This window comes from Pseudothermotoga thermarum DSM 5069 (genome assembly GCF_000217815.1).
Lineage (GTDB): Bacteria > Thermotogota > Thermotogae > Thermotogales > DSM-5069 > Pseudothermotoga > Pseudothermotoga thermarum.
Genome location: NC_015707.1, coordinates 1488361 through 1505404 on the forward strand (window position 1 = coordinate 1488361; position 17044 = coordinate 1505404).

Annotated in this window: 16 protein-coding genes; 6 read left to right on the top strand and 10 right to left on the bottom strand. The window is 39.4% G+C overall.

Translation table 11 applies throughout. The features are described 5' to 3' along the window. Window positions 1-38: 38 nt before the first annotated feature. Genes THETH_RS07490 through THETH_RS07515 form a run of 6 tightly spaced genes read right to left on the bottom strand, consistent with a single transcriptional unit; the run spans window position 39 to window position 7549 of the window. Window positions 39-2321: a DUF2194 domain-containing protein gene (locus THETH_RS07490; RefSeq protein WP_013932748.1), complete on the bottom strand. Its 2283-nt coding sequence runs from the start codon at window positions 2319-2321 to the stop codon at window positions 39-41. After that, window positions 2318-3721, bottom strand: coding sequence for an exopolysaccharide Pel transporter PelG (pelG, locus tag THETH_RS07495; protein WP_013932749.1), 1404 nt, complete (start codon window positions 3719-3721; stop codon window positions 2318-2320). The genes THETH_RS07490 and pelG overlap by 4 nt, the downstream gene beginning before the upstream one ends. Before the next feature lie 2 nt (window positions 3722-3723). Continuing rightward, window positions 3724-5133: a GT4 family glycosyltransferase PelF gene (pelF, locus tag THETH_RS07500; protein ID WP_013932750.1), complete on the bottom strand. Its 1410-nt coding sequence runs from the start codon at window positions 5131-5133 to the stop codon at window positions 3724-3726. Between the two features lies 1 nt (window position 5134). Continuing rightward, window positions 5135-5581, bottom strand: a complete 447-nt coding sequence (locus THETH_RS07505; protein WP_013932751.1) for a hypothetical protein — start codon at window positions 5579-5581, stop codon at window positions 5135-5137. Next, entirely contained in the window at window positions 5550-6341 is a 792-nt protein-coding gene (locus tag THETH_RS07510; RefSeq protein ID WP_211205261.1) for a hypothetical protein, read from the bottom strand. The genes THETH_RS07505 and THETH_RS07510 overlap by 32 nt, the downstream gene beginning before the upstream one ends. Window positions 6342-6373: 32 nt before the next feature. After that, complete coding sequence (locus THETH_RS07515; protein WP_013932753.1) at window positions 6374-7549, bottom strand: GAF domain-containing protein; 1176 nt, start codon at window positions 7547-7549, stop codon at window positions 6374-6376. Window positions 7550-7638: 89 nt separating this feature from the next. Between THETH_RS07515 and THETH_RS07520 the strand changes: the two genes are divergently transcribed. From THETH_RS07520 to THETH_RS07530, 5 genes are all read left to right on the top strand, one after another. Then, window positions 7639-8460 carry an endo alpha-1,4 polygalactosaminidase gene (locus THETH_RS07520; RefSeq protein WP_013932754.1) on the top strand — a complete coding sequence of 274 codons (822 nt, stop codon included), beginning with the start codon at window positions 7639-7641 and terminating at the stop codon, window positions 8458-8460. Window positions 8461-8645: 185 nt separating this feature from the next. Next, window positions 8646-8813 carry a hypothetical protein gene (locus THETH_RS10715; RefSeq protein ID WP_157723335.1) on the top strand — a complete coding sequence of 56 codons (168 nt, stop codon included), beginning with the start codon at window positions 8646-8648 and terminating at the stop codon, window positions 8811-8813. Between the two features lie 162 nt (window positions 8814-8975). Beyond that, complete coding sequence (locus THETH_RS07525; protein ID WP_052295984.1) at window positions 8976-9863, top strand: HD-GYP domain-containing protein; 888 nt, start codon at window positions 8976-8978, stop codon at window positions 9861-9863. 31 nt (window positions 9864-9894) lie between these two features. Beyond that, complete coding sequence (locus tag THETH_RS10370; protein ID WP_211205262.1) at window positions 9895-10140, top strand: hypothetical protein; 246 nt, start codon at window positions 9895-9897, stop codon at window positions 10138-10140. Window positions 10141-10161: 21 nt separating this feature from the next. Continuing rightward, the gene (locus THETH_RS07530; protein ID WP_052295986.1) at window positions 10162-10647 is read left to right on the top strand and encodes a tetratricopeptide repeat protein; all 486 of its coding nucleotides are present in this window, start codon (window positions 10162-10164) and stop codon (window positions 10645-10647) included. A 612-nt stretch (window positions 10648-11259) separates the two neighbouring features. Here the strand turns inward: THETH_RS07530 and THETH_RS07535 are convergent. The 4 genes from THETH_RS07535 to THETH_RS07550 form a co-directional block, all read right to left on the bottom strand. Then, entirely contained in the window at window positions 11260-13251 is a 1992-nt protein-coding gene (locus THETH_RS07535; RefSeq protein ID WP_013932756.1) for a methyl-accepting chemotaxis protein, read from the bottom strand. A 62-nt stretch (window positions 13252-13313) separates the two neighbouring features. Further along, a complete protein-coding gene (locus THETH_RS07540; RefSeq protein WP_013932757.1) occupies window positions 13314-14453 on the bottom strand; it encodes an aldo/keto reductase in 1140 nt (379 codons plus the stop codon). A 174-nt stretch (window positions 14454-14627) separates the two neighbouring features. Continuing rightward, window positions 14628-15155, bottom strand: a complete 528-nt coding sequence (locus THETH_RS07545) for a flavodoxin (protein ID WP_013932758.1) — start codon at window positions 15153-15155, stop codon at window positions 14628-14630. Window positions 15156-15208: 53 nt separating this feature from the next. Continuing rightward, window positions 15209-16375, bottom strand: coding sequence for an ATP-binding protein (locus tag THETH_RS07550; RefSeq protein ID WP_013932759.1), 1167 nt, complete (start codon window positions 16373-16375; stop codon window positions 15209-15211). 331 nt (window positions 16376-16706) lie between these two features. On the opposite strand from THETH_RS07550, the gene THETH_RS07555 reads away from it, so the two are divergent. Further along, window positions 16707-16985 (top strand): hypothetical protein, encoded by a 279-nt coding sequence (locus THETH_RS07555; RefSeq protein WP_013932760.1) that lies wholly within the window; start codon window positions 16707-16709, stop codon window positions 16983-16985. Window positions 16986-17044 lie beyond the last annotated feature (59 nt).

Below are 17044 nucleotides of genomic sequence, written 5' to 3' on the forward strand. Positions count from 1 at the left end.
GAAACTAAGATAAACCATTTCGAAAAAGGCAGTCTGACTTAATGTGTGAAATCAATGGAAAGATAATGGTCGTTCATTTCAACTACATAGAGATTGGATTCAGCAAAGTAGGATAGGATTTTACCACCTTTAACGGTTTCAATTTTTCTTTTTGCCCTGACGAAGAAGTATCTCGGAAAAAGGCTGTCTTTCGGGACATTTATGTACAGCCCATGGTCATCCAGATCATATCTAACGCTTTTTGTCATGTAATCAACCATGTACTTGTAGAACTCAGAAACCGTGTGGAATCTCAAGAACGGAAAAGTTGATTTCACCTGCGAATATATTCCTACAAGACTTCGATAAAGTGCGTTCCAGTCCTTTCCATCTGGATTTCGATCTGATGCGAAAACATCGTCTGTGTGTATGAAGTGTGCAAAGCTTCCAAAATGTGCGAGACTGCTTGCAATGGTTAGCACCACACTCTCTTCCGGATAATAACCGTATGTTGACCTCGGCACAATCAAAACGTTGCCGCTGAGGATTTCGTATTCAGAGAAGTTTGGATAATAATAAGAAGTACAAATTACCCTGATCTCAGGAATTGCCTTAAGCAGATTTTCAACACCATACAGGTCAATAATGTTGTTTGCAGCAGTGTAAGTAGTAAAGAAAATACTGTGACCGACTAATCTTTCAACAAATTCTTTAGAAACCCCCAGGCTGAGAATCAAATTTTCCGGATTCTTCCAGTTTTCTGCTGTTAAAGAGATATGGTTGTACCCATGGAATCCCAGCTCGTGGTGCGATTGATTTAACTCAAGAACAGCTTTCAAAGGTCCAGCAGAACGGCTCACGAAAAATTCGGTGAAATCGAATGGAGGAGAACTTGACCCGTTGTAAGTCAGAATCAACATCGCTGTGAACGGAATGCCGAAGCGTTCAGAGAAGTTTTTCATATCCTTCCACCAGACATCGTAGTAGAACTCATCGTCCAATATACCGTTTTTCTCGACGTTGTACGATGGCAATGAAAAGTCGTCAAGATGGAAGGTAACAGAATTCAGAAAGCCAGAAATCGAGAAATTCTGCATTTCAAGTATTGCTTGAAGAATTAATCCACGAATTGGCTTCAAAACAGTGATTGGATAGATATAGCCAACAAATCCTTTTCCTCGTTCTTCATACCATATAACTGGTGTAGAACCATCCCCTTCGAGCTTGGCAAGTACCGTTGATTTGTCTGATAGCACAACGGAAAAACCAACGACAAAATTAGCTATTTTATACTTGATACCATCGGCTGAATTGTGAAGTGGGAAAAGTTCCTTTACAAAGACCAACTTTTCCACGTTTATTCTTTGGCTTACAACGTTCTTATTCCAAGGTGTGTTGAAAATGTTTGTGCAAAAAATGAAAGTACCTCCACTTTCCACATATCTTTTGATCGTCTGTGTTTCGAAATAGGTTGACTCAGTGTTCCATATGATGAAACGATATTTGCACAACTCAAAGAAGGAGAGCCGATAGAATTCGGTTACGTCAACGAAATCCACCTCGATTTTTGCGAGTTCAAAGATTTCTATAAATTCCTTTTGTGTTCTTACATATTCATCCGGATCAAAAACGCTCTTGACAACTAAGACCTTGTTCTCATTACCGACGGCTGTTTCAAAGAAAGACTCAATGATTTTCTGAACGTTTAGAATCACGCGTCCATCTTTGTCTATGAAACTGTTGAAAACAGCTCCACCACCCGTTTTCGACAAAAAGATCATCGGATATTCAGATCCGGTTTCATCCAAGTAAGATAAGATCTTCTTAACATCGCTACCAAAAATGTCATACTTTTCAGCTGGGACACTTGTGGTTCCATAAGGAGCCCGTACGAAATACTCCTTCTCAAACTGCGCAGTTGAATTTTCCAATGTTTTGAAACCACCGCGATAGTGAACACCAAGCAAGTTCATCAGATTGTTCACTTCTCTGAAAGATGTTTTCACACCGAGATTGTTGAGGAAGAAGAATTTTCCGCCATTCTTGACAAAAATCGATAGCTGCCGAAGGTATGATTCAGGATAGGGAACGTTTTGTGAATAATACCAAGAAATCACGAAAGCATATTTTTGATGATCAATCTCGTTGTAATTCAGCCCGAAAATGCTCCTAAGTTCATAGGGGATACCAAGTTTCTCAAGAACGGGTACAACGTGATTTTTCATCATGTATTCACCGTACTGCTCGGTTGGATTGTACAACAAAAGAAAAGGTTTCTCGCCAAAGGCAACGCAGCTGAGCGTTAACAACAGTATCAATAGCGTTATCAACACCCTTTTCATCGCAGATCACCTCTCAGGTCCTTCAACGTTCTCACCACACCTTTCTCTATCTGGATCTTCTGCCTCGAAAATTCAATCTGGATTATCTTTTCTACTTTCTTCAACAAGATAGCATAACTGACGAAGGTGAAAATAGTGAAGGATATTGTATATGAAGCCGGTAAAAGAGTATACGGTGCTTTGTTGACAAACCAAATTGACAATGAAAGATTACACAAGAATGTGAGAGTATTCAACCACAGAACATCCCTACGAAAATCAAAGTAGAGAAGTAACAGGGTGATCGTTAGGTAGAATCCGTTGAACATCGCTCCAACTATACCTATTCTGAGTATTGCCTTCTCAACATAAAAAGCTCTGGAAAAGATTCCGATTTCATTTGCAATAAACAACAAAGTCGAGAAGAACAGCTGAATGATCACCGTCAGTTCGACACTTTTTCTGAGTTCTTCAGCCATATTGTCTTTCGCCAACTCCATGTCGTTCAAAGTTGATCTCGAGATTATTATCGAATAGAATTCATGGTATCTTCTGTAGAACCTCGTTTCGAGTACCATGACAAACATCACAACCGTTGGAATTATTGAAAGATAAGATATGAACATCGGTAAATCGTAGTAAGAAGAAAACCTGAAGCCTTTCAAAATCTCTTGTGAATAAGTCTTCGATCTCCAGACTACGAACTCATCAATCCATATAGCCAGGTTGTAGGCAAGTCCTATGAATATGTTTTCCCAGTATTTTTTCAGCGCACCGAACCACTTAAATGAAATGAATTCTTCGGTTCCAAAAGATCTTAAAGTGTTGATCAAGTGCAAGAACATGGACAGATTGACTGAAAGAGAAAAACCCATGATTTTGTCGAAGGAACCGTCGCCGAAAAATCGAACGAACAAAGCTGCGGTCACACCAAAGATGATGTAGCTTACAATGTATAGCTGAATATTCTCCGTAGCCAGTGATGCAACTGAAACAATCCACAAGGAAAGCAAAGATACGCACAAATACGTAAAAGCAAATATAAACCAAGCTTCGTGTTTGTTGATGCCAAGGAAAAGCACACAGAAAAGTGCTAGCAATGAATTCGCTACCAAAAGCAATCCCATCGTCTCTGGAAAGATCTTCTTGTAATTGCGGGTATAGACATGATCAGAAACCCTACGAGTTAGGAAAGTGTTTGTCAAACCAGAGAAGATAACGGAGATGATAAACCCGTAAACAAGCGAAACAAACAGGTACGGATCCTCGATATCGAAGAAATAAAGTATTGCAAAAAGGGAGGCAGCTGTAATAATCCACGGTCCTGCAGCTACAAGCATTGAATAGAAAATGGCTAAAATGTCCGAACTTACAGAACCTCGATAAAACATTCTGTTCAACCTAAAACCAATACCAGCCATTCCTATTTCTCCTTTGATACTTCTTCATAAAGTCTTCTATAATTCTCGATCATTCTCTCAATCGTGTATCTTCTCTCAACCCTCTGTTTGGCAACTCTTGAAGCTGCTTGCCTGAACTCATCGTCTTCGTATAGTTTTATCAATCCCTCGCCTATACCTACGAAATCCTTGGGCTTTGCAATTACACCGGCTGGAGCCAACAGATCTTCTTTGGATCCGTACACCAACTCAGAACAACCACCAACATCCGTAGCAACAACCGGTATACCCGCTGAAAAAGCTTCCAATATCACCAAAGGTTGTCCTTCACTTACGCTGGTGAGAAGAAGTACATCTATCTCTGGATAGTACTTCGTCACGTCAACAGGTCCGGTGAACTCAACCGTGTCCTGAAGCTTGAAGAGTTCAACAAGTTGCAGACATTCACGATAATACTGCTCATCTTCATCAGTAGGTCCTATTATCAACAGTTTAAAATCCGGGATTCTATCTTTTACGTATCGGGCAACTTTCACAGCGGTTTTTATATCCTTGATCTCAACAACCCTACCGACTAAACCTGCCACAAAAGGCTTCTTAGACTTTTTCCTTGGTAGTGATGAGAATTTGATGTAATCAACACCATTTGGAATGACCCGAAGTTTCGAATAATCCTTACAAAGTTCCCTTTGGAATAGTTGATTCTTCTCAAAAAGTGTCGTAACAACATTGGATCTCTGGTATGCAAGAGCGCTCATGACTTTAAACAACTTTATCCAGCCCTTTTTGTAAGCTTCAGGAATCCATCTTGACTTTAGTATCTCAAGTTCCCTTTCCCTGTGGTAGATGCCATGTTCCGTTAAGATCAAAGGCTTTTTATGCCTTAAGCTGTTCATCGTAGCACATAACCCAGCATAGCCCGTCGTGACAGTGTGATAAAGATCACACTTGGGTAGACCCATTGTCATACTGTTGACAACAGGTATGAGCATGCCTCTGACAGTCCAATAATAATTCGTAAAACTCTCGTCCGGAAGGTAGATCTTGTAAAAATCGGTTATTGCACTCCAGTAGCAATCACACTGGAAGACTTTTGTGAAATCGTTGTCGCTATATCTCTCGAGCAATTTGTAAAGCTCCTGCGAAATCTGTAGTTCATCGAAGGGATATTTGATCGAATTTCCAAGCTTCTCGAAAAACTCGCGCTGAACTCGTTTTTCCGTGAAATCGTACTGTGCAAAAAGTTGAAACTCAAAGAACTCCACAACATTTTCGGGGAGTTTGTACTTTGGGATTTTTTCTTTCGGAATATCACCTATATGTATTACACAAAACTCAAAATCTCTAAGATGCTGAATTAAAAGATGTCCCCATGTGGACACCCCACCGGTAACATAAGGATAAGTCCCTTCAAAAATCAAACCAACCCTCATATCATTCACCTATCAACCTTACAATTTCGTCCTTCACTTTCCGAAGCTGTTCCACAGGTAGGTTCTCAATCATCGTTCTAAAAAGTTCCACAATGGATTCTTCTTGCTCGAGTGATGAGAGTAACTCTTTCAAAAGCGTTTGCCTCTTGATTTGGACAGCGATTTTTTGAGTTTCTTTATCCCCAAGAAAACTGGATATCCTTAAAAGTTCATCAAGCAAAACAAGTCGTTCTGATGTAATCTTTGTATCTTCAATTTTCTTGAGTAGCTCTTTTTGCTTCAGATAAATCATCCTTTTGTTCAAACTCAAGATCTGCGAGCCATCAGCCGGTATTTCAACATGGGTCTCATAATTCACCGCAATGATTAAAGAAAGGGCAATCACCGTCGCCGTCAACGCAATGAAAAATTTCGCATTACGTCTCATTATCTCGAGTAGTTTTGCCATCTTTCTCACCCCAAGCAAAAATCTTTCTTGCATATGAAAGAAGCACGGCTTTTTCTGCGTTTGTGTACAAGTTCTCAAAGCTTTTAAACTTTTGTTCAAAAACTTCCTTCTCACCGAGATCCACGAGAATTCTCAGATACAGATCTGCGAGGTTCTTATCGAAAAATTCATTCGGAGATTGCTCCAATTTCTCTCTGACAAACCGCAGGATTTCGATTTTCTGTTCATCTATCAAGAATGGTGTCTTCGAATACTGATATGAGTAGAGTGCAAAATTAAACAAACCGTCTTTCGTATGAACGAGTTTTGAATATCTTCCTATCTGCGAAATGAGAAAACTTTCGATTTGCTCCAAATACTCTGTACAGTAAAGCACAATGTCCTGTGAAGTTTCATTCATCAGGAACGTGTAGAGTATTGCAGCTGCCCTATCAGCTTCCAATCTTAACTCCTCGACCATTTTGTAAACTGTCTCAATTGCTTTTTTCTTCTGTTCGATAGATCCATATTTCATGATCAGATCTATAGGCACTACATCAAGTTTGTCGTAACTAACCTTGACGCCAGCCGAAGGAAGTTCAAAATCCGGCGTTTCTTTATACTTTGGTTTCCAATTTTTCTTGCTCAACCCGTAAATCAAAGGAAGAATGGGAAACATGACAAATGACAAGATAAAGGACAACAAATCCTTTTTGGTAAGAAAAAGGCAAAGCACCGCATAAACGATGACGAACAACCATGATTTAAAATAGAATGCCAACATTCCGACAATCGTTGATAATAGCCCTAAGATTACGATCTGCTATACGCCTCCTCTATTGTCAAACTTGGAACCTTTTGCAGCCTTTCCAAGACTCGCTTCAAGCCATCTTCGCCACATACAGTCAAGATTATCCTAAGTTCTCCTTCTTTATGTAGGACAAAATCCGTTTCTCTCAACAAACGTTTCAATTCATCAAATTCCTTGGAATTACCCAGTTTTGCGTGGATAACAGAGTAAGGTATTTTGTACTTTTCATATCTTTCGCTTATTTTCAGCAAAAACGAATAGAACTTCATCTCATCGTCAGTCACAACCAAATTTGTAAGATCTGATGATATCTCAAGCAAGGAAGCCAACCAGTCAGCCAAAACTTGCAGGTACGTCTGTGTGGATCTGTTAAGATGTTCTGGTGAAATGACTTCAACAAGGATGAATCCGAACACCTTTTCCTGGCTTCTTATTGCAACAGATATCGCAGGTTCAATGCTGAAGTCAACGTTTTCAGAGGTGAAGTAAAGATCAGCGACTGAGAAAACTCCAAGTTCCGCTGACTTGGATACAACCAAAGACCTGTTCATTGGGAAAGAGTTTGGAAGGAAACCAGGACCTTTTCTTACTCTCAACCTCAGAAAGTTATTACTCGAAAGAAGATAAATGGATATTGTTGTTGCTTCAATGAATTTGGATATCAAATCAATTGCCTGGTTGAAAATGTCTTCCCTGTTGTACAGCTCTATCTGCCTAAGTTTTTCGACAAAAGCCGATACACCTTCTTCAAGAACTATTCTCTTCTGAAGAGTGTTTGTGATAGTTTCATACTTCTCCAAGTTTTGCTTGTATTCCTTTATCGTATTTCGAGTTATTACCAGCTCATTCTCAAGATCTCTTATTTTCCTCTCGCGCAAATCTGTGAGAATTCCTGCAACGATCGATATCATTAGAATCAAAAGTGGCACTCGCAAGGTTGCCCAGCTGAGAACGATCTGTGTTGCCGCTTTACCATAGTGCATGTAAACTGATAGGATCGTAAGTAAGGTTGAAAGAAAAGTCAGAATGAGTGACGACATCAGACCATACCTTGCCGCAACGTAAACGGCAAAAAGGACGTAGGGGTTGATATCAGCTGTTAGATAACCATAGTATTTGAAAACAATATCCACAAGAAATATCAAACCCGAAAAAATAAATATTTCGTAAACTCTCATTTGATCACCACTAAAGATAATTATAAAAAGAATATCGCGGTTGTGATAAAATGAAACCGATCAAATTCTATACTTAAAGGATGATTCTCTTGAGAATAGCGATTGTAATGTTTTTACTCATGAGCTGTTCTCTTGCGGCTCTTCAGTTTCCCAGATCCGTTGCGTTTCTCTACCACGGCAAGCCATCGGAATCCGCCTACAGATACTTCGATTGGATAGTTGTAGATCCCAACGATCTCGAAACTGAGGATTTTGTCAGGAGAAAAAACCTTGTTTTCGCTTATCTCAACGTTGGGGAAGCCGAAAAACTTAGCCCTTCTCTCAATCGGCAATGGGTCATCGGAAGAAACGATCTTTGGAACAGTTACATCATGGACATAAGAGTCAGAGAATATCGTGAATACCTTTTTAGAAAAATCGAACGTGAAATAGTTCCTAAAAAATTCGCAGGGATTTTTTTGGACACCCTCGATTCGTATCAGCTTGTTCTAAAGGGAAAAGATGCGGAGGAGTACGAAATTGCTCTGGCTGATTTCATTATACAGTTGAGCAATCGCTATCCGCATTTACGGATACTTGTAAACAGAGCCTTTCACATACTCGATAATATCGAACATTTGATCAGCGGTTTTGTCTTCGAGGGCTTATACAGCACGTGGGAAAAAACCAAGGATAACAAGGTCAACTACTTTTCAGTTCCAGAAAATCTCACTCAGTTCTACATTCCAAAGCTGAAATCGATTAAGAAAAAAGGCATCCCTGTGATTGTGATAGATTACACAGACATAAGAAACAAAAAACAAGTAAAGGAATTAATTGAAAAGATTTCCAACCATGGATTTATCCCCTACATATCGGTGAGGAATTTGGATACACTCGGCTATGGACCACTGAACATTCCAAGCAATTAAGGAAAATCCATCATAGATCTAACTGACACTTTGTAGGGGTACAATGTGCCTTCACAAAGTAATCGTCATCTGCCTCATGGCTGTCTGTCGGAGATTTTGTAACTGCAATTTTGAGATTTTTCTGTATAATTGCTTTTAGATTAAAATATAATCGATCAACAATTCTTGATACAGGAGGTCAAACTTTGGCTGACGTGGTTATTCATGAACCAATTCGTGAGTTTCAACGTGAATTGCTCACAGAATTGATTTTAAACCTATTCAGAGAAGATTTGGATCAAATACGACAGTATGAGGTTTTCGCTCAATTGTCTCCTGTTTACAATGTGGAGTCGTTTATAGAACAAGTGTGAGAAGCTGTTCAGAAGATCATCGGGTGCGAAAGATTTTCGATAGCCTTCATCGATCCAGAGGGATTCGTTGTAGCGGAAACTGCGTATGCACCCTCGGGAAAAGAACTTAGACTGAAGCCAAATTTCAAGCAGCACATCACAGAAACATCTTTAAGAAAACTGGTGACTGGTGAATACGCTTTCAGAATCATCAACGATCTTGAAGACCAAGAGTTTTCAAATTCTCTTGCAACCAAGCTGATACTTGAGGAGGGATTTCGCTCAAGTTTAACTGTTCCAGTCTTCAGAAATAACAAAGTTTTCGCATTTTTGTTCGTGAATTCGAGGAAGAAATACGCCTATTCACGAGTGGATGGAAAAAAGCTTTTCTTCATCTCACAAACATTGGGCAAAATTTTGCACTACTGCTACATTATACAAACAGCTCTTTCAGCTATGGCTCAATCCTTTGTTAACTTGGTTGAGTTCAAGGATACTGAAACCGGCAACCACATTAAGCGCGTGGCAAATTATTCAAGAATCTTGGCTGAGAAATACTCCGACGAAGTGATAGAACTACCTGCTGTAAAAGTCAGAGAAATATACAATTTTGCACCAATCCACGACATTGGGAAAGTTGGAATCCCCGACACCATCCTTCTAAAGCCCGGTAGGCTTGACCCACAGGAATGGGAAATAATGAAAAGACATGTCGAAATAGGTCAGAAGATTGTGAAAAACGCTAACGTACTAATTCGACAGATGACAGAAGAAGACCTACTTAGCACAGCGATGAAAATAATCTCTGATCACCACGAAAAATACGATGGGACAGGTTACCCAGTTGGAAAGAAAGGAGAAGAAATATCCATAGAAGGTAGAATAGTTGCGATAGCCGATGTTTTCGATGCGCTAACGACAAAAAGACCATACAAAGATCCCTTTCCATTCGACCAAGCTGTGGATATGATCAGATCAGAAGCAGGCAAACACTTTGACCCAGTACTCGTCGAATTGTTTTTGAAGGCAACAAATGAGATAAGAAAGGTGTTTGAAACTTACAAGGACTGAACCTGAGAAAGTTGTTTTGAGGTGTCATATGTTGCTCAGAATTTTAATGTTGTGTCTTGTTTTCTTACAGCTTGTATGTGTTTTTGCAGAGAAGGTGAGTGACTTGGATTTTAATAACTTGCAGGATGCCGATAGAATCTTTCAAAGTCTGCGAAGAGAAAGAGACGTCACCGGTCTGAAAAAATTCATTGAAGCCGCGAAAGCCAAGCCAGATTATTCAGCTGATTCACATCTTCTAACCATCTTATCCGAGGCAATCTTGGAATATGCGATCTAGGGTGCGACGGAGAAAGAGAAATTGTCCTATTACAGCGAAGCGAGAAATCTTGCAGAGAACGCTATTAAACTCGACCCAACAAACGGTAGATCTTGGTTCGTTGCCGCTTTGGCAATTTCGAGAATTATCGACTACAGCGATCCATTTACCAAGCTCAGGTTGCTTCGCGATTTTGATGTTTACATTGAAAAGGCGATAGAACTTCTTGAAGATCCGTTGTACAAAGCCCTTGCGCTGATTGGTTCTGCGATAAGGTACAGAGAACCACCGTGGCCATTCAACAACTACAAGGAGGCAGAAAAGCGTTTCTTGAAAGCGATTGAGTACGCTCCTGATCTTCCAAATGTATATTTGGAACTCGGTTTGCTTTACAGAAAAACAGGGAATAATACCAAGGCAAAGGAGGCATTCCTGAAAGCGATTGAGTTATCCTCCCGTTCTCCCCTCACTAAGGCACAGGAAGAAATTGTAACGAGAGCTGAGCAAGAACTGAGCAAGATGAGATAATGCGCCAGATACCTTGTCAAATCAAACCTATCAAAGACCCACGAATTTTTCTCATACAGTGATCTTTCTGAATAAACATAAGCCTAATAAACCTACCTGGATAATCGAAAGGTTGTACAATACTATCAACAAAGTTACAGCAACAAATGGCCATCCCTTGGGTTCAATAGATCCAGAAGCAAGTCCTGTTATAACAGCTAATCCCCGTGCACCCAACAGTGCTGCAGCAGCTATTATGATTCCCAAATTTGAAATACATGCCTTTCTTCCTTGAAATCCACAATAACAGAAAAGCCCCTATAAAGAATACAAAACTCATCTCGGCAGGCATCAAGAAGTCAAACAAAAACACACTCCGTTGAACTAAAACTATGAATGAAAGCACAACAGGAATAATTAATGTAACCCAAACCATGATTAAACCCAATAACGTCAAAACCTTATCGATTCTCACGTCGAATCACTCCTTTAATCAATTTTACGCTTTTTGCAGTAGATTTATTCCTGTGAATCAGATTCATTGTTGCTCGTATTATGGATAACAAAGTACATAAGAAAAATAAAAAAAGGCCGCAAAAAGCGGCCTTTTCGCATCATTATCAAAACGTATTATTATGATAACTTAAATCTTTTTACTGCTTCAACAAGGCTTTTAGCCAGTTCATCAAGTTCATCAGCCGTTTCTGCTGCCGATTCAGTTGCTTTCGTTTGTTGCCTTAGTGAGTTCACCATATCGCTAATTTGCTCTACGATTGTGGCAACCGATTTACTTGCATTGTTCATTGCACTGCTCATTTCCTCAGCAGATGCACTTTGTTGTTGAGCACTAGCAGCCAAGCTTTCAATCATACTAGTTATGTTGTTCACGCTTCTTAATATACTTTCAAACCTTTCTGTTACTTCCTTTGCGCTTTCAGTAGCTTGTTCTACAACTTGGACCGTTTCTTGAGTTGCCTTGCCTGCCATCATACTTTCTTCGAATATACCTTTGAGTATGTTTTCTATATTCTGAGTTGCTTGTTTGCTTTCTTCCGCTAGTTTTCTAATCTCGTCTGCCACAACCGCAAAACCTCTACCGGCTTCTCCTGCTCTTGCAGCTTCTATAGCAGCGTTAAGAGCCAATAAGTTGGTCTGTTCAGCTATTGAATTGATTGTCTCAACTATTTTTCCTATATTTTTAGCGTTCTCGGAAAGCTTGCTCACTATTTCATAAGTGTTCGTGACCTTTTCCTTCGTAGTTTGAATTATGGTAGAAACATTTTCAATTGCATTTTTACCGTCAACTGCAAGCTTGTTAACCATTTGAGCTTCTTCACTTAATTTCTGTGAAGCATTTGCGATATTTTGAGCGCTTGCCGCAACTTCTTCAACACCAGATGTTATTTCTTCAATAGCTGCCGCAGCGCTGTTTGCATTTGTAGATAGTACGTCAAACTTATGTGAGATCTCTTCTATGCTCGCATTCAATTCCTCTGTGATAGCTGCAACGTTGGCAGCGCTTTTTTCAATGATTGTGGTTTTATCGTTGATATTCGTCGCAATTTCTTTTAATGAAGCGACGGTAACATTCAAGGCTTCCGCAACCTTTCCAATTTCATCTTTACTATCGTACGCAAATTTCACCGTTAAATCTCCTTGACCTAGTTGAACTGCTGCTTTGGCAACAGTTTTCAGAGGGTTGACAATGTATCTTGCCGTGATCAGCATACCAATGATTGTTGCCACCACAACACCGGTGATTATTATTAAAAGCAATATCAATGTTGCCTTGTTAGCCTCAGCCAAGGCTATTTTTTCTGGAATCATCGCCGCCACAATCCAACCATTTGGAAGTCTATAATGCGCGGCAAAATACTTCTCTTTTTCATAGGTGTATTCAGAAATACCACTTTGCCCAATTGAGAGCCATTTTTTGAAAAATTCCTGACTTACAACGCTTTTACCTATCATTTGAACATCAGTATGAAGCATAACTTGACCGGCTTCGGAAATGACAACATTCACATATCCAGATTCTTTTCCTTTTGCCATAAGAGCGTTTGAAAGATTTGAACAATCAAAATCTAGTGCAACAACTCCGACATATCTACCATCATGGTCTTTAACAGCTTTTGCAACTGTTATAACGACTTTTCCCGTTGCAATATCTGCATAAGGCTCTGTAATTACAACTTCTCCTTTTTTTGCCATTGCAGCTGTATACCAGGGCCTGATGGTTGGATCAAATCCCTCTGGCAACTGAATTTCCGGAGCTATGTAAAACCTTTTATCTTGTAGTCCAATGTAAACATACATTAAATCTTTATAGGCACCTATCAAGGCTTTGAAAAACTTCAACAATTGCTTGTCTTCCTCATTTATATTCCTGTAAACCCCTTTTACGTTTGCTTCTTCAGAAAGAAAATCAACAAGTTGTTTGTAGCTAAGGATAAACGTATCCAAAGTTTCAGCATTCGTACTAGCCTGCACTAGCAAACTTTTTTGAACATTTTCTTTGAGTTTGCTTCTAAACTCCTGTACAAAGTAAAATCCTACGATTAAGAAGGTTGCGACAAAAAATGTGATCACAACCAAAACCTTTCCAGCCATTTTTAAGTTTCGCACGACCATCTCCTCCTTTTTCGTTTTTCTTTTGACCTTTTGCAATATGACATTAAATCTTTTTGTTATAAATTTACCAACTCTGCATTAACCTTCTTGAGAAGGTTGGGTATATCCAACTTCTGCGGGCACTTGCTCAAACACTCTCCACATTGGATACAGAACGAAGCTGCTATCTTTTGACTTTGGAACCACTTGTATGTTCCTCTTCCACCTTCCCAATCTTCGAACATAACAGTTTCATTGTAATTTCTAAAGTTTGCTGGAATGTCCACACCGTTTGGACAAGGCATGCAATAACCACATTCTGTACAATTTATAACCGCAAAGGATTCCAAAGCTTTTCTAAGCTTTTCAAATATTTCCATATCCTTTTCACTCAAACTGTTTGGAACTATTTTATCCATTATGTCTATGTTTTGCTTTACCTGTTCCAACGTACTCATGCCGCTCAGTATCACTGACACTTCCGGGAAATTTCCAAGCCATCTAAGGCTCCATTCAACAGCTGACCAATCCTTGCCAGATTTTTCAAGAACATTTTGAACCTTCTTCGGCAACCTTGCCAATTTGCCTCCTTTGAGCGGTTCCATAATCACAATCGCAAGATCTTTTGAAGCAGCGTACTTTAAACCTCTCAACCCCGCTTGGTAGTTGATATCCATGTAGTTAAGCTGTATTTGGCAAAATTCCCATCCATCATAACCATCGATTATTTCTTTGAAGATGGGGTATTTATCGTGGAAGGAAAAGCCTATGAACTTGATTTTCCCACTTGCTTTTGCTTTATCCACAAATTGCCAAAATTTCAAAGCTTTTATCTTCTCCCATCTTTCTTTGTTCAAAGCGTGCATCAAGTACATATCGATGTGATCAGTTTGAAGTTTTGCAAGCTGTTCATCGAGAAATCGTTCAAAATCCTCGTGTTTTTCAACTGCCCAAACAGGAGATTTGGTGGCAAGAAAAACTTTTTCTCTATAACCGTTTTGCAAAGCTTTTCCCACCACTTTTTCGCTGTTTCCACCGTGGTATGGGTATGCCGTGTCAACGTAGTTTACCCCGTGGTCGATGGCATACCTTATCATTTCAATTGCTTTTTCTTCATCGATTTGAGACGCATCTTGACCAATTGTGGGAAGCCTCATTGCACCGAAGCCAAGAAGAGATACCTTTACACCTGTTTTGCCAAATTGTTTGTATTGCATTTTCGGGCACCTCCATTGATTATTTTAGCATCACACATATCATAAGAATTGATAAACTTCTCGTCTTCTAACAGATTCCAGCATACTTTTCGCCGACAACTAATTTTGTACACTTAGCTCAAATCGCAGAACTTCTGGAACATTCTTTCCAAACCTATACTTTCTTGTTTGCTCTCACAATAATTTTAGTTCTTTGAGCCAGTCGAGAATAACTTTGTCCGCATTGTATACGCGACTGCCACGAATCGCCAAACCCGGCAAAACAACGGCACTTGGACACAATTTACGTATGTCTCTTTCACTTGTTCCAAGTCCTCCACCTTCGTGTGTGCAAAACGGAGCTATGATTTTTCCTGAAAAATCATAAGATTCCAAGAACGTAAACACTGCCATGGGCATCGTTCCCCACCAGTTTGGATATCCAAGAAAGATGACTTCGTACTGGCTAATGTTCTCAAGCTTGTTTATAAGCTCTGGCCTGGCATTTTGTTTCTTCTCTTCTTTGGCTATTTCTACTGTTTCGTAATAATCCTTTGGGTATTGTTTTACCGTCTTGATTTCAAACAAATCCCCACCAGTGATCTCTTTGATCTTTCTTGCGACGATCTCGGTGTTGCCAACTTCTAATGTAACGATTTTTCCTTTGAACCAGTTATCACCTTTCCGAGAGAAGTACGCTATCAAGCTTTTCTTTGAAATCACTCACATCACCCCAATCATTATAAATTCCATTCCTTTTAAGGAATGATAGGAAGTCACCATAACATTCCAAGTATCCACAACGGAATCTTATTACCTAACGGCAAATCAAGATCATCTCGAATCACGATGTCGCTTGACTTTATTTTTTTCTTCTTACCACCAACTTCTAATTTTATGTCTTTGAACACAAAGTCTCCTTCTTGCTCGTTATCGCAAGCCCAAACTGGTCCCAATTCTTTCAACGCAAAGACCACGAAAGCTTCCCTAAAGTTTCCGATTTCACCTTTGAAAACATTGTAGAAAACAGGATCTGAGAAGAACATCTTTTCACCCTTGGAAAAAGGCTTCTCTTTTCCTTTTTTGTAGACTATATTCAAGAAATCTATTTCAGCCAAGGTCTTTAGGATCTCGTAGATTTTTGCCCTTCCAATTCCCCATTCCTTACTCATTGATTCAATATTTATTGTAGGAATTTTTGAGTGCACCAAATGACTAACCATTGCTTTCACAACCGCAAAGTAGTTTTCGGTGGTGCTTCCTAACATCAAAGGCAAGTCATAGTAAAGAACTTTCTCCATAGTCCTTAAGACTTTTTCTGAGAAATCCGGCTCCTTGTAGAACGGTCTTGTACCTTTTTCTGAATAAAGTTCGAAGTAATGCAAGACATCCAGCTGTTTAATCACCCTCATGCAAAATTCATCTAACTTTTCATATGGAAAAGTTATTTTTTCCAGATAAATACCTGTTTCAAGGTAAATGAACTCCCTAAAAGACATTAGTGGCAATCTCTTAAGAACGAATCTTCTTGAAAGATCTGCAACAGACTTTCTAATGATGATAGAACTGCTGTCGCAGGCATAAATAATCTTGTTTGGGAAAGAATCGTATAACGTCTTTAAAATGGCACCGTAATTCGGTAGTCCATGGATTTCGTCGATCACTATCCCCGGATAATGAGCTAAAACTTTTTCCGCAAGCTCCAAGAAAGGAAAAAGCATAATTGTCGGATCATCCGCTGAGATGTAGAACAAATTCTTCTCAAGTGCTTGGATCAAAAGAAAAGTGGTCTTTCCAGCACCTCTTGGACCATACAGGAGGATAGCACGGTTTTGAAATTCTTTTTTCAAGTTATCAAAATAAGGTCTTCTGATTTCCGGCAGAAAACCAAAAAGCCTTTTCTTTCTACTTTCAAGGATCTCAATAAATTCAGTCAAAGTCATGTGAACACCCCCATGTGTTCTCTCTCAAAACATATTTTATCACATTTTGTTCTTATGTAAAACAAAAAATCCATTTTTGACAAATATTGTTCTGTAAAAGAACAAATAAACATGAAATTTGTTCTCTGCCAGAACACTTGCTTTAAGATCCTTTCATCTTGCGGTTTTCAAGTGTTTCGTTCACATTATCATCCAGAAATAGGCTTTGGAGTTCAAAAATATAAAGTCCGATGAATGAATTCGACTCTTACGAGGATTCTCGCTATGAAAAAACAAGGTACGTAGATGTCAATTGTTCTCTGATATAATTTTGACAAGGAGGGATGGTCTCATGGCTGAAAAAGTACCTGTGAAAACGATAATGGCTATATTGGTGGAGAACAGAAAGGAAACTGCTGAGAAGGTGCAAAAGATTTTGACTGGCTGGGGATGCTTAATCAAAACACGACTCGGTCTGCATGACGGCGTGCTTGATAATTGCTCTGATGCCGGTTTAATTGTTCTCGAACTGGTTGGAAACCCAGAACAGCACAAAGAATTGTGCGACAAGTTGAACAAGCTACCCGGTGTGAAAGCAGACTATATGGAGCTTTCGTTTGATCAGAAATAAGCCTTTGTCTGTTCCAAAAATCAACTCTTTTAACTATTCCAGAATATCTGAATTAGAAC

Coding starts and splice junctions, on each gene's coding strand:
- THETH_RS07505 (WP_013932751.1), bottom strand. CDS start 5,581: ATGGCAAAACTACTCGAGATAATGAGACGTAATGCGAAATTTTTCATT.
- THETH_RS07515 (WP_013932753.1), bottom strand. CDS start 7,549: ATGAGAGTTTACGAAATATTTATTTTTTCGGGTTTGATATTTCTTGTG.
- THETH_RS07555 (WP_013932760.1), top strand. CDS start 16,707: ATGGCTGAAAAAGTACCTGTGAAAACGATAATGGCTATATTGGTGGAG.
- THETH_RS07550 (WP_013932759.1), bottom strand. CDS start 16,375: ATGACTTTGACTGAATTTATTGAGATCCTTGAAAGTAGAAAGAAAAGG.
- THETH_RS07490 (WP_013932748.1), bottom strand. CDS start 2,321: ATGAAAAGGGTGTTGATAACGCTATTGATACTGTTGTTAACGCTCAGC.
- pelF (WP_013932750.1), bottom strand. CDS start 5,133: ATGAGGGTTGGTTTGATTTTTGAAGGGACTTATCCTTATGTTACCGGT.
- THETH_RS07540 (WP_013932757.1), bottom strand. CDS start 14,453: ATGCAATACAAACAATTTGGCAAAACAGGTGTAAAGGTATCTCTTCTT.
- pelG (WP_013932749.1), bottom strand. CDS start 3,721: ATGGCTGGTATTGGTTTTAGGTTGAACAGAATGTTTTATCGAGGTTCT.